Origin of the sequence: Myxococcus sp. SDU36, from assembly GCF_030168875.1 — a bacterium.
GTDB classification, from domain to species: Bacteria; Myxococcota; Myxococcia; order Myxococcales; family Myxococcaceae; genus Myxococcus; species Myxococcus vastator.
The window spans coordinates 140983-153679 of record NZ_CP077414.1 but is presented as its reverse complement, the minus strand read 5'-3'; the positions used below and the strand labels follow the sequence as shown (position 1 = coordinate 153679).

8 protein-coding genes are annotated in these 12697 nt (G+C 70.3%); 4 read left to right on the top strand and 4 right to left on the bottom strand.

What is annotated here, in order from left to right:
- Positions 1–61 precede the first annotated feature (61 nt).
- The 3 genes from KGD87_RS00590 to KGD87_RS00580 all read right to left on the bottom strand — a co-directional run bounded on the left by KGD87_RS00590 (position 62) and on the right by KGD87_RS00580 (position 5122).
- Positions 62–1516 carry a tetratricopeptide repeat protein gene (locus KGD87_RS00590; protein WP_284665645.1) on the bottom strand — a complete coding sequence of 485 codons (1455 nt, stop codon included), beginning with the start codon at positions 1514–1516 and terminating at the stop codon, positions 62–64.
- A 146-nt stretch (positions 1517–1662) separates the two neighbouring features.
- Positions 1663–3417 carry a DUF4215 domain-containing protein gene (locus KGD87_RS00585; RefSeq protein WP_284665644.1) on the bottom strand — a complete coding sequence of 585 codons (1755 nt, stop codon included), beginning with the start codon at positions 3415–3417 and terminating at the stop codon, positions 1663–1665.
- A gap of 244 nt (positions 3418–3661) precedes the next feature.
- The gene (locus KGD87_RS00580) at positions 3662–5122 is read right to left on the bottom strand and encodes a M20 family peptidase (RefSeq protein ID WP_284665643.1); all 1461 of its coding nucleotides are present in this window, start codon (positions 5120–5122) and stop codon (positions 3662–3664) included.
- Between the two features lie 190 nt (positions 5123–5312).
- On the opposite strand from KGD87_RS00580, the gene KGD87_RS00575 reads away from it, so the two are divergent.
- On the top strand, positions 5313–7103 hold the full coding sequence (locus KGD87_RS00575; protein WP_284665642.1) for a glycosyl hydrolase family 18 protein: 1791 nt from the start codon (positions 5313–5315) through the stop codon (positions 7101–7103).
- 41 nt (positions 7104–7144) lie between these two features.
- Entirely contained in the window at positions 7145–7963 is an 819-nt protein-coding gene (gene thiD / locus KGD87_RS00570) for a bifunctional hydroxymethylpyrimidine kinase/phosphomethylpyrimidine kinase (protein ID WP_284668743.1), read from the top strand.
- A gap of 21 nt (positions 7964–7984) precedes the next feature.
- On the opposite strand, the gene KGD87_RS00565 is transcribed toward thiD, so the two are convergent.
- On the bottom strand, positions 7985–10189 hold the full coding sequence (locus KGD87_RS00565; protein ID WP_284665641.1) for a M3 family metallopeptidase: 2205 nt from the start codon (positions 10187–10189) through the stop codon (positions 7985–7987).
- A 167-nt stretch (positions 10190–10356) separates the two neighbouring features.
- On the opposite strand from KGD87_RS00565, the gene KGD87_RS00560 reads away from it, so the two are divergent.
- Together KGD87_RS00560 and KGD87_RS00555 are read left to right on the top strand one after the other, a co-directional pair.
- Positions 10357–11886, top strand: coding sequence for an acetyl-CoA hydrolase/transferase C-terminal domain-containing protein (locus KGD87_RS00560; protein ID WP_284665640.1), 1530 nt, complete (start codon positions 10357–10359; stop codon positions 11884–11886).
- A 10-nt stretch (positions 11887–11896) separates the two neighbouring features.
- Positions 11897–12613 carry a tetratricopeptide repeat protein gene (locus KGD87_RS00555; RefSeq protein ID WP_350102648.1) on the top strand — a complete coding sequence of 239 codons (717 nt, stop codon included), beginning with the start codon at positions 11897–11899 and terminating at the stop codon, positions 12611–12613.
- The last annotated feature ends 84 nt before the right edge of the window (positions 12614–12697 follow it).

The following is a 12697-nucleotide window of genomic DNA, read 5'->3' as shown; positions in this document are numbered from 1 at the left end:
GAAGTCACCGCGACCACCGGCCCGGCCGAGCCAGGATTGGCGCGGCCGGGTCCGCGACGCATCACTTCGGCGGGCGGAAGACGTACTGGAACACGGGCGCGTCGGGCCCCGGCGGGTACTGCGCGTCCAGGAAGGCGAAGTGGGCGTGGCCGGCGATGACCGCCTCGTTGAGGCTGTCGTAGAGCACCGTCACGCCGGTGGCTCGGCCGGAAGCGTCCACCTGGACCTGGACCTTGAGGTTGCCCTTGATGCCCGGCGTCTCCTGGAGCCGGTTCATGTAGAGCGCGACCAGGCCCATGGATACCCGGTTGTAGATTTGCTCCTGCGTGCCTCGCGCGGGCTGGGACGGCAACCGGAAGTGGCGCACCAGCGCAGCGGCCTCGCGCTCGGCCTCGGCGACCTGGCCCTCGGGCGCCGCCAGCGCCGCGCGGTAGGCGGCCAGCGCATCCTGGTGACGCGCCTGCTTCAACACCAACCGGGCACGCAGCACGTGGATGTCGGCGCGGGCGGGCGCTCGCTTGGAAGCCTTCACCAGGTGGGCTTCGGCCGCCGTGGAGTCTCCGCGCGCCTCGGCCAGCTCGGCCAGGCGAAGCAGGGGCTCCGGGTCTTCTGGCGCGGCGGCGGCGAGCCGGACCAGGGCCCTGTCCTCCGCGTCGGCGCGGCCCAGCTCACGGTGCAGCCGCGCCAGCAATCCCAGCGACGCGGGCTCCACACCGCCCAGCTCCGCGTAGCGCTCCAGCGAAACGGCCGCCTTCTCCTTCTCCGAGGCGGCCAGCCACAGGTCGGCCTGGAGCCGGTGCGCCTCCTTGTCCCGGGGCTTGAGGGCCACCAGCTTCTCGCCTGCGGTCGCCGCGGCGCGCACGTCGTTGGCGGCGCGGGCCAGCTGCGCCAGCTTCCGCAGCGCCTCGGGCTGCTCGGGCCAGGCCTCCACCGTCCGCGTCAGCTCCGCGCGCGCGTCCGCCTCCCGCGCGGGAATCCCCGCCAGCAACATCGCCAGGGACGTCCGAATCTGCGGCGCATCCAACTGCGCGAGCGCCTCCCGCAGCCGGGCCTCCGCCTCCGCGGGCTTGCCCTCCGCCTGGAGCAACACGCCCTGCGCCCACAGCGCCGGCGCGAAACCCGGGGCCTGCTTCAAGGCGGCGGCGATGGGCGGACGCGCCTCCGCCAAGAGCCCCCAGCGCACGTAGATGAGCCCCATGCCCACGAAGGGCCAGGGGTTCTCCGGGTCCAGGGTGGAGAGCGCCTTCAGCTCGTTCCAGCACGCGTCCGAGGGAAAGCTGAGCCACGCCCGGTACATGCGCGGCATCAAATCCCCGGGCCGCGCCCGTGACTGCGCCTCCAGTTCGCTCTCCATCGCGCTGGCGCGGCCGCGTGCCCGGGCCGTCTCCAGTTGCCGCAGCGTCGCCATGACGGCTTCGGGCGGAGGCAACTCCCGGCGCACCACCGCCCCCCGTGCCGGCGCGGCGAGCACGAGCAACACGAAGCACAGCGGGAGCGCGAACGAACGAGAGGCCATGGGGCGCGCGGACGATAGCAGACGCTCGTCCAGCGGAGGCCGCCTGCTCCCTTGGCGGCACGAACTCAGCGATTCCAGGGAAGCCCCGCTCCGGAAGGACGAACCTTCCGGAGCGGCGCCTCGACCTTCACCTCAGGACGACGGGCTCAGCCAATCTCCAGCCGGCACGTCGAGCTGCAACCGTCGCGGCTGACGGTGTTGCCGTCATCGCACTCCTCGCCTTCGTCCTCCTGGACGTCGCCGTCGCCGCAGCGAGGGCCCCAGAGGCAGCCTCGGCCGCACTCGCCGTAGCCGCCGGCGTTGACGCCGTCATCGCACTCCTCGCCGGCATCCTCGTCCACCACCGCGTCGCCGCAGGTGGCGGTGCACTCGGTGCGGGCGGTGAGGAAGTTGTTGAGCGTGAGGCGGTACGAAGAGCCCGAGGTGTGGCGCTCGGCCTGGAACACGACGACCTCGTAGATGCCCCCCAGCCGCAGGCCCAGCGCGCTCGCCTGGCTCGACATGGTGATGGTGCCCGTCGCCGGGCCGTGCACGCCGCCCAGGTCCAGCGCCAGCCGCCCGTTGACGAAGACCCACACGTCGTCGTCGCCGCGGAAGGTCAGCACCTCGGTGCCCTTGTACTCGAACCAGTACCGGGCCTCGCTGGTGAAGTGGAAGTTGCGCTGCTGGCTGATGGTGTCCGCGCGCGTCGGCTCGAAGCCCGCGGCCACCCAGCCGCCGCTGTAGAGCGGCTCGTTGTCGAGCGGGAAGAAGTGCTCGTTGTCGAAGACGTACGAGCCGTTCTGCTGGCGGTCGAGCACGAAGCTGCCGACGATGGTCTTGTTGACCTGGTCCACCGCCCGATACCACTGGTCGAACGCGGCCCGGCCGTTGGTGTTGTTCGACGCCTGGCCTTCCTTGGCGTAGACGGGGCGGCCGTTCGCGTCGAGCCGGTTCTGCAGGATGCCGTCCTCACGGCCCCCGTTCTTGTTCTGGAAGTCGATGTGGCCGCGCGGCAGGCCGCCGGTGGCCGGCAGGTCATAGCCGCGGAAGTCCCGGTAGACGACGGGGATGGACACCTGCGCCGGCGGCTCCTGCTCGATGAGCACGCACGCGAAGCCCTCCTCCAGCTTGCAGTCCGGCGAGCAGCCGTCATTGGCGCGCGTGTTGCCGTCGTCGCACTCCTCCACGCTGCTGCCGGGGAGGATGAGGCCGTCGCCGCACGTCTCCGCGCAGGTGCCGTCAACGCAGCGGGGCTCCGTGGTGCACAGCGGCGAGCAGCCGTCACCCATCACGGTGTTGCCGTCGTCGCACTGCTCGGTGCCCTCGGTGACGCCGTCACCGCAGGTGGTGCGGCTGCACGGCTGCCCCGGCGGGCACTTCCAGCCGTCCTCGAGCCGGCAGACGTCGCTGCAGCCGTCGCCCGGAGCGGTGTTGCCGTCCTCGCACTCCTCGTCACCGGCGATGATGCCGTCACCGCACTCCTTGGCGCGGCAGCGGCCACCCTGCGCCGGGCACGCCCAGCCACTCTCAATCCGGCAGCTCCCGTTGCAACCATCACCGCTGGCCAGGTTCCGGTCGTCGCACTCCTCGCCGTCCTCGACGCGACCGTTTCCGCAGTTCGTCAAGCGGACGCACGGCTCGCCCGGCACCTCGCAGAGGAACCCACCCTCCACCGTGGTGCAGGTCGCGTTACAGCCGTCGCCGTCCGTGGTGTTGCCGTCGTCACAGGCCTCGTGGGACTGGCGCTGGCCGTCACCACAGTCGTTACCAGCATCCGCCGTGGACCCATCCGGGATGTTCGGGTCGGTGCCGGCATCTGGCTTCGCCGAACCTCCCCCGCTGTTACAGGCCACCAATGTGAAGAGAAGAGATGCGAGCAATGTGCTCGCCAGACGAGACCTGCGATGGGGGTTCACCATGGGAGCAAATGCTGAAAGTGCTTCGCACGGCTGTCAACGCGTCACGGCAAGTCAGCGGATGCGCGGTGCAGACGGCACGCAGATGTGCAGGCAGGACGGACTTTCCGTGCGTTTCCCGTCTCCTGCGCACATTTACATTCATGATAACAACGGCCGAAACTTCACTTTCGTAGAAAGCCGCGAGTGACGTGAATCACGGGACTCACACGCCCCGTACGGGCCGCTCAGCACGCACCCACCGGCGTCACTGGGCCACGTTGCGGACGTACTGGGCGTAGAAGCGCACCGCGTCCGCGTAGCCCTTCACCGACACGCGCTCATCCTTTCCGTGGAGGCGAGACAGGTCGGCGCCGTCCAGGCGCAGCGGCATGAAGCGGTAGACGTTCTCACTCAGCCCGGTGAAGTAGCGCGAATCCGTCGCGCCCAGCATGAGGTACGGGGCCACGACGACGTCGGGGAACACCTGGCGCACGCTGCGCTGGAGCTGCGACCACGCATCGGAGTCCATCCGCGACACGGGCGACGGCTCACTGATGAAGCCCAGGGTGCCCACCTTCACCCGAGGGTCATCCACCACGCGCCGCACGTGCTCCAGCACGCCCTCCACGGAGTCTCCCGGGAGGATGCGGAAGTTCACCACCGCGCGGGCGCGGGCGGGCAGCACGTTGTCGCGCTCGCTGCCCTCGAACATGGTGGCCGCGGTGGTGGTGCGCACCGCCGCGTTGGTGGTGGCCTTCGCGGTGAGCTGGCGCAGCACCAGCGGCTCGAACAGCCACAGGTTGGCGAAGAGCGTGCGCATCCCGAAGCCCATCTCCGGCCCCGCGAACTCGAACAGGGCCCGGCTGCCACCGCGCAGCCTGGCGGGCATGGGCGCAGCCTCCAGCCGGGAGATGGCGCGGCTCAGCACGCCCACGGCCGTCTGGGGCGGCGGCATGGAGGAATGGCCGCCTTCGCCATCCGCCACCAGCTCCGCGCTGGCGAAGCCCTTCTCCGACACGCCGACCAGGGCCACCGGTGACGCCACGCCGGGCACGGTGCCGGACACAATCATCCCGCCCTCGTCCAGCACGGACTCCAGCGTCACGCCCCGCTCACGGAGCAGCTTCGCCATCGCCTCCGCGCCCTCGCGCCCTCCCACCTCTTCATCCCCACCGAAGGCGAGCAGCACCGTGCGCCTGGGCTGGAAGCCCGCCGCGAGCAGGGCCTCCACGGACTCCAGGATGCCGAACACGCTCCCCTTGTCGTCCAGCGCGCCACGGCCCCAGACGTAGCCGTCCGCCACCAGGCCGCTGTAGGGCGGGTGCGTCCAGGAGGCCTCCGTACCAGGCTCCACGGGCACCACGTCCAGGTGCCCCAGCAGCAGCGCCGGGCGCAGCGCTTCGTCCGTCCCTGTCCAGGTGTAGAGCACCGAGTGCGCCCCCACGGGCTCGCGCTTCAGCGTCTGGTGGAGCCGGGGGTACTGCTCCCGCATGTAGTCGTGGAGCGCGGTGAAGGCGGCGTCCTCCGCGGGCTGCCCCTCCGCCGCCGCCAGCGTCTTGAGCCGCAGCGCGCCGCTCAGCCGGGCCGCGGCGGCGTCGGCGTCCACGGTGAACGCCGCGGGCGCCTCCGGCTGGACCTGCCGCGACGTGAAACGAAGCGCCTTCGTGAGGAGAACCCCCGCGAGGGCAACGACGACAACCAACAACGACAAGAGGATGCGTTTCATCGGCGAGGCTCGCGGTGGGGGCACCTCACGCTAGCAAAGGCGGCCCGCCACCCCACTGCTTCTCGAGGGCAGGGCCCCGCGGCGGGCCCCGCCTCCACGAATTACTGACTTACAGCACTGTAACTATTTTCCATCTTCACCGCGAAACATAAGTCGTGTAGATGACGCGGATTGTCGCAGGGGGTGCGCAGTGAAGAAGCCGTCCACGGTGTGGAGACAGCGCTGGCTTGGCCTGGTGTTGGGGACACTGGCTGGCTGCGCCGGTGGAGGTGCGGAGGACCCGGGCCTTCCGGGCGCCCCGGGCGCGGCCACGGCCCAGGCGGCCGATACCGAGGCCCTGGTGACGTGGCTGCCGCCCACGAGCGACGGCGGCCACCCGGTCATGTACTACATCGTGCGCTGTGAGCCCGCCTGTGGCGGCGCCATCGTCACGTCGGACCAGTTCCAGGCCACCGTGCGCGGCCTGAACAACGGCTTCGCGTACACCTTCAAGGTGTCGGCGGTGAACGTCAGAGGAGAAGGCCCCTCCTCCGTGCAGTCGGAGTTGGTGACGCCGCAGCCCGGCCTCTCCATCTCCAACCCCACCGTCCCGGGCCAGCCCCGCGGCGTCCGGGCCACGCCGGGCAACGGGCACGCCTTCGTGAGCTGGCTGGCCCCGGCCAGCTACGGTGGCCGGCCGCTGCGCCAGTACCGGCTGACGGCGGAGCCTGGGGGCGTCTCCGTGACGGTGGACGCGCCGGCCGCGAGCGCCGTCATCCCCGGGCTGGTCAACGGCGTGCCGTACCGCATCACCGTGGCGGCCACCAACGAGAAGGGCGAAGGTCCCCTCGCGGTCGCCAACACCCTGCAGCCCCGCGCCGGGGGCGAGCCCACCGAATGGGTGACGGGCTACTTCGTGGGCTACCAGCTGTGGATGCAGCCGGTGGACGCGGTGGACCTGGCGGGCATCACCCACCTCGTCGTGGGCCGCGTCAAGCCGAACCCCAACGGCACCCTCAACGCGAACTTCGACGCCAACATCGACGACAGCCACGGGCGCGCCATGGCCAAGGCCCTGGCGACGCGCGCGCACCAGCAAGGGCGCAAGGCGCTGCTGATGCTCGGCGGCTTCGGCGAGCATCAGAACTTCGTGCACGCGGCGTCCGCGGCCCAGCGCGCGCACTTCATCCGCAACATCATCCAGCTCATGGACGAGCTGGGCTACGACGGCATCGACGTGGACTGGGAGCCCATCATCCTGGCCGCGGACATCCCGGAGGGCGCCCCCCTGGAGCCCGATGACGGGGAGCCCCTGCTCGCGCTGCTGGAGGGCCTGCGCGCCGCGCGCCCGGACATCATCCTCACGGTGCCGGTGGACTGGTTGAACTCCAACTTCAACATGAGCCGTCATCGCGCCGACTTCATGAAGCAGCTGGCGTCGCGCGTGGACCAGCTCAACATCATGTCCTACAAGATGAGCGGCCACTGGGGCGGCTGGGAGAGCTGGCACTCCAGTCCGCTCCACGGCCACTCGCAGTTCCACCCCACCTCCGTCTCGCACTCCGTGGAGGGCTACCTGGACGCGGGCGTGCCCGCGGGGCGGCTGGGCGTGGGCATCGGCTTCTTCGGGACGTGCTGGGGCGGCGTGACGGAGCCGAACACGCCCCTGGATGGCCGCGAGGGGGTCTTCGAGGGCCAGAGCGACAACTTCATGAGCTACACCAACATCATGACGCACTACTACCGCGCGGACGCCAGCCGCTGGGACGACGTGGCCCAGGTGCCCTACCTGTCGTTCCCCTCCGGCCACGGCCCGGGGCTCTGCAACTACGTCTCCTACGAGGACGCGCGCTCCATCTCCGTCAAGGGCCAGTACGCGCGTGAGAAGAACCTGGGCGGCGCCATCATCTGGACCCTCAGCCAGGGGCACTTCCTCCAGCCGACGAACGGCCACAGGGACCCGCTGCTGGACGCGGTGAAGCACGCCTTCCTGGACCCGTGAGCGACGAGAAGCACTGGCGGCGGAGCGCCCGCTCCCGCACCATGGCGGCCATGGAGACTTCGAAGTCCGTGGCCACCGCGCTCACCATCGCCGGCTCCGACAGCGGCGGCGGCGCCGGCATCCAGGCCGACCTGAGCACCTTCGCCTTCCACCGCGTCCATGGCACCAGCGCCCTGACGGCCATCACCGCGCAGAACACGCTGGGCGTCACCCGCGTGGACGTGCTGCCCCCCGAAGCCGTCGCCGCGCAAATCGACGCCGTGGCGTCCGACATCGGCGCGGGCGCGGTGAAGACGGGCATGCTCGTCAACCCGGCCATCATCACCACGGTGGCGCAGCGCCTGCGCGCGCTGGGCCTGGGCCCGCTGGTGGTGGACCCCGTCATGGTGTCGCGCGCCGGCGCGCGCCTCATCGACGACGCGGCCGTGGGCGCGCTCAAGGAGCTGCTGCTGCCCCTGGCCACGGTGGCCACCCCCAACCGGCACGAGGCGGAGCTGCTCGCCGGCATGAAGCTGGAGACGCTGGAAGACATGCGGGAGGCCGCGCGCCGCATCCACCGGCTCGGCCCCCAGGCGGTGCTGGTGAAGGGCGGCGGCATGACGGGCGCGCTGCGCGGCACCGACGTCTGGTTCGACGGCGAGCGCCTGGAGACGCTGCACCTGCGCGCGGTGGACACGCGCAACACCCACGGCACCGGCTGCACGCTGTCGGCGGCCATCGCCGCGCACCTGGCACTGGGGCGCACGCCGCTGGAGGCCACCCGGCGCGCGAAGGACTACGTCACCACCGCGCTGGAGCACCCCCTGCCCCTGGGCAAGGGCCCGGGCCCCTTCAGCCACTTCTTCCCGCTGGAGGGGTAGCCCGGGCCCGTCACCGGGCAACTACTTCGCGGCCTTCTTCGGCGCGGCGGGCACGGGGAAGCCGCGCTTGCGCATCAGCGCCTGGATGCCCGCCTCACGGCCCCGGAAGGCGCGGTACGCGTCGGCCGGGTCCAGCGTGTTGCCCACGGAGAAGACGTGCTTGCGCAGGAGCGCGGCCACGTCCTGGTCGTAGGCGCCCTTGCCTTCGGTGAAGCGCTCGTAGGCGTCCGCCGTCAGCGTGTCCGACCACAGGTAGCTGTAGTAGCCCGCCGAGTACCCGTCACCCGCGAAGACGTGGCCGAACTGCGGCGTGCGGTGCCGCATGACGATTTCCTTCGGCATGCCCAGCGCGTTGAGCGTGTCGCGCTCGAAGGCATCCGCGTCGATGGGCGTGGCCCCCGCCAGGTGCAGCTTCATGTCCACCAGCGCGCTGGACAGGTACTCCACCGTCGCGAAGCCCTGATTGAAGGTGGAGGCCTTCTTGATGCGGTCCACCAGCGCCTGGGGGATGGGCTTCCCCGTCTGGTAGTGCAGCGCGTAGGTGTTCAGCACCTCGGGCGTGGACAGCCAGTGCTCCAGGAGCTGCGAGGGGAACTCCACGTAGTCGCGCGCCACCGCCGTGCCGGCCAGCGACGGGTACGTCACGTTGGAGCTGAGGCCGTGCAGCGCGTGGCCGAACTCGTGGAACAGCGTGGAGGCGTCCTCCCAGCTGATGAGGACGGCCTCACCGGGCTGGCCCTTCACGAAGTTGGAGTTGTTGGAGACGATGGTGGTGACTTCACTTCGGAACCGCTCCTGGCGGCGGTACGCGTTCATCCACGCGCCGGAGCGCTTGCCCTTGCGCGCGTAGGGGTCGAAGTACCACAGGCCCACGTGACGCCCGCTGGCCTGGTCCTTCACCTCCCAGACGCGCACGTCGGGGTGGAACACTGGCACGTCCGTCACCGGCGTGAAGGAGAAGCCGAACAGCTCACCGGCGACCCAGAACATGCCCTCGCGCAGCTTCTCCAGTTGGAGGTAGGGCTTCACCTCGTTCTGGTCCAGGTCGTACTTCGCCTTGCGGACCTTCTCCGCGTAGTAGCGGTAGTCCCAGGGCTCGATTTTGAGCTTCGCGCCCTCCGTGTTGGCCGCGCGCTGCATGTCCGCGACCTCTTCGTGGGCGCGGGCCACCGCGGGCTTCCAGACGGCCTCCATCAGCTCCATGGCGCGCTCGGGCGTGCGGGCCATGGCGTTCTCCAGCCGCCAGTGCGCGTGCGTCTTGTAGCCCAGCAGCGTGGCGCGCTCGGCGCGCAGCTTCAGGACTTCGGCGATGATGACGTTGTTGTCGCGCGCGTCGCCGTTGTCACCGCGGTTGACGTAGTTGCGCCAGACCTTCTCGCGCAGGTCGCGCCGCGACGAGTACGTCAGGAACGGCTCCATGGAGGAGCGCGTGTTGGTGATGATCCACTTGCCCTTCTGGCCGCGCGCCTCGGCGGCGGCCGCGGCGCCCGCGCGCACGGAGTCTGGCAGGCCCGCCAGGTCCGCCTCCGACTCCAGGACGACGGTGTAGCCCTCTTCGTCCGCGAGCACGTTCTGACTGAAGGAGGTGTAGAGCGACGCCAGGCGCTGGTTGATGGCCGCCAGCTTCTGCTTGGCCGCCGCGTCCAGCTTCGCGCCGGAGCGGACGAAGCGCGTGTAGTGCAGCCAGGTGAGGCGCTGCTGCTCGGGCGTCAGCTTCGCCTTGTCGGGCGACTGGTACACCGCCTCGATGCGGCGGAAGAGCGCCTCGTTCTGGTAGATTTCGTCGCTGAAGGCGGCCATCTTCGGCGCCATCTCCCGCTCCAGCGCTTGGAACTCCGGCCCGCTCATGGACGAGCTCCAGATGCCGTAGAGCGTCTCCACGTCATTCTGCGTCTTGCCGGCGGCCTCCAGCGCGACGAGGGTGTTCTCGAAGGTGGGCGCCGAGGTGTCATTGACGATGGCCGCCAGTTCGCCGCGCGTGCGCTCCATCGCGGCCTCGAGCGCCGGCTTGAGCAGCTCTACCTTCACCTGGTCGAACGGCGGCACGCCGCCATGGGGGCCCGCCCACTTCGCGAGCAGCGGGTTGGCCTGCTCCGGAGCGGCGGGGGCGGCGGGGGCGGCCGGCTGAGGCGCGGTGGCCATGTTCTGGGACTCCTGCGAGGTCGTCGCACAGCCGGCGGACACGAGCACGGCCATGCCCGCGCCAGCGAAGAAGAGCTTACGCATGTAGAGGATGTCTCCCAATGAAAGGGCTGAAGAGGGGCGGAGCCTAACGGCATCCCGCCGCGAACCGGGGGACGGAATCGCGGGCGCACCAACAGGCCTGCTTGCCCATATGTTCCCGGCCAACGCCGTGGCCCCGGGAAAGACGCGGTGTGTTACACCCGTGCCCAATGACCGCGACGAGCACGCTGAAGGACCGCATCGAGAACGCCGCGCTGCTGGCGAAGGTCGTCCCCGTCGAAGAGGCGGTGAAGCACGTCGTCCACGGCAGCACCGTGGCCATCAGCGGCTTCACCAAGTCGGGCGAGCCGAAGACGTTCCTGCCGGCGCTCGCCTGGCACTTCTCCCAGTCGGCCCCGGACGCCCGCATCACCCTGCTGTCGGGCGCGTCCCTGTCCGAGGACGTGGAGGGCCCCATGGCGCCCTTCATCGCCAGGCGCGGTCCGTACATGTCCTCGCCTGCCTCGCGGCGCCGCATCCACGCCGGGGAGATGGACTTCACGGACGTCCACCTGTCCGCCTTCGCGCGCAACCTGATGTACGGCTTCTACGGCGACATCGACGTGGCCGTCGTCGAGGTGTCGCGCATCCGCAAGAATGGGAGCGTCATCCTCACCTCGTCGGTGGGCATCAGCGCGGAGGCGCTCGCCCGCGCGAAGAAAATTGTCCTCGAGGTCAACACCTCGGGGCCGGACTACACGGGCTTCCACGACATCGTCCTGCCCGCCGTCCATCCGCACGTGGGCTGGCCGCTGCCGCTGGTGAACGTGAGGGACCGCATCGGCAACCCCTACGTGGAGTTCGACCTGAGCAAGGTGGTGGCGGTGGTGGAGTCCCGCACGCCCGACCACCCGGTGCCCTTCAAGGCGGCGGATGACACCGCGAAGCGCATCGCCGAGCACGTCATCGACTTCCTGATGCGCTGCCGCGACCAGTACCAGTGGGGCAAGCGACTGCCGCCCATCCAGTCCGGCGTGGGCAACGTGGCCAACGCCATCATCGGCCAGCTCTACGACTCGCCCTTCCAGAAGATCCGCTTCTGGACTGAGGTCTTCCAGGACGGGATGCTGCGCTACGTGGAGGACGACGCGAAGTTCGAATACGCGTCCGCCACCGCGGTGTCCTTCTCCTCCGAGGGCCGCCAGCGCTTCCTGAACATGTTCGAGCGGAGCAAGGACCGGCTGGTGCTGCGGCCCATGTGGCTGTCGAACAGCCCCGAAATCATCTCTCGCCTCTTCGTCATCGCGATGAACACCCCCATCGAGGTGGACATCTACGGGCACGTCAACTCCACGCACATCGACGGCTCGCGCATCGTCAATGGCCTGGGCGGCTCGGGTGACTTCTTCCGCAACGCATACCTGAGCATCGTCCACACGCCGTCCACGCGCCGGCTGCGGGACGGCCGCACGGTGAGCTGTGTCATGCCGTACGTGCGGCACATCGACCACACCGAGCACGACATCAAGTGCGTCGTCACCGAGCAGGGCTACGCGCTCAACATGGACATCCGCTCGCCGAGGCGCCGCGCCCAGGACATCATCGACCGCTGCGCGCACCCCTACTTCCGGCCGATGCTGCACGCGTACCTGGACATGGCGGGCCCCGGCGACGAGCCGCGCGCCACCGACATGAAGGTGCTCCAGGGCTGGTGGGCGGACTACGACGCGGCGACGCGTGCCTTCCCCCAGAACGGCTGAGACACCGGCGGTGGAGCGCAACGGCCGCGAACCCTGTCCCCCGGAGCTGGCCGCCCAGCTTCGAGAGGTGGACCGCCTGCGACGCAGCGGGCGGTACGCGTCCGCGCTCGCGCTCGCACGGGCGCTGGCGGAGGCCCATCCCCGGCAGGCCCGCGTGCTGCTGGAGGTGGCGCAGACGCTGGCCATCTGGGGGGGCGTCCCCGCGGAGGCGCTGGAGTGGTACGAGCGCGTGCTGGCGCTGGCGCCCGGACACCTCACCAGCCGGCTGCACCGCGCCCTGTGCCTGTCTCGCCTGGGCCGCCATGAGGAGGCGGTGGCGGACTTCGACGCGCTCGTCTCGGCGGGTTACCGCAAGGCCCTGGTGCTGCACATGAAGCGCGCCGAGGCACTGGAGGCGCTGGGCCGGGATGAAGCGGCGGAGCGGGACTGGACGCTCGCGCTTGCGGAGGCCCCGGGCAACCCGTGGCTGCTCCAGCAGCGCGCCGCCGCGCGGGCCCGCTTGGGGCGGCTGGACGACGCGGCGAAGGACCTCACGGAGGCGCTCGCGTCCCAGACGGGCGACGAGGTGGACCCGGAGCTGCTGCACGCGCGCGGCGTGCTGCGTGCGCGGCAAGGTGACGTGGACGGGGCGCGCGCGGACTTCGCTGCGGGGCTCTCCGCCTTTCGTGAAGGCGACCCTCCTGCGCTGCTGGAGGCGCTTCGTGAAGGAACCATGCGCAAACCATGACGGGTCCTTCGCCGCCATGACATGCGACAAGAATGGCCATGCACTCGATGGCTCCGGCCGCGGGTGGATGTTCCGAACCTGCCC

Excerpts from the sequence above, each read along its gene's own strand:
- KGD87_RS00590 (WP_284665645.1), bottom strand. The coding sequence starts at position 1,516 with ATGGCCTCTCGTTCGTTCGCGCTCCCGCTGTGCTTCGTGTTGCTCGTG.
- KGD87_RS00585 (WP_284665644.1), bottom strand. The coding sequence starts at position 3,417 with ATGGTGAACCCCCATCGCAGGTCTCGTCTGGCGAGCACATTGCTCGCA.
- KGD87_RS00580 (WP_284665643.1), bottom strand. The coding sequence starts at position 5,122 with ATGAAACGCATCCTCTTGTCGTTGTTGGTTGTCGTCGTTGCCCTCGCG.
- thiD (WP_284668743.1), top strand. The coding sequence starts at position 7,145 with ATGGCGGCCATGGAGACTTCGAAGTCCGTGGCCACCGCGCTCACCATC.
- KGD87_RS00565 (WP_284665641.1), bottom strand. The coding sequence starts at position 10,189 with ATGCGTAAGCTCTTCTTCGCTGGCGCGGGCATGGCCGTGCTCGTGTCC.
- KGD87_RS00560 (WP_284665640.1), top strand. The coding sequence starts at position 10,357 with ATGACCGCGACGAGCACGCTGAAGGACCGCATCGAGAACGCCGCGCTG.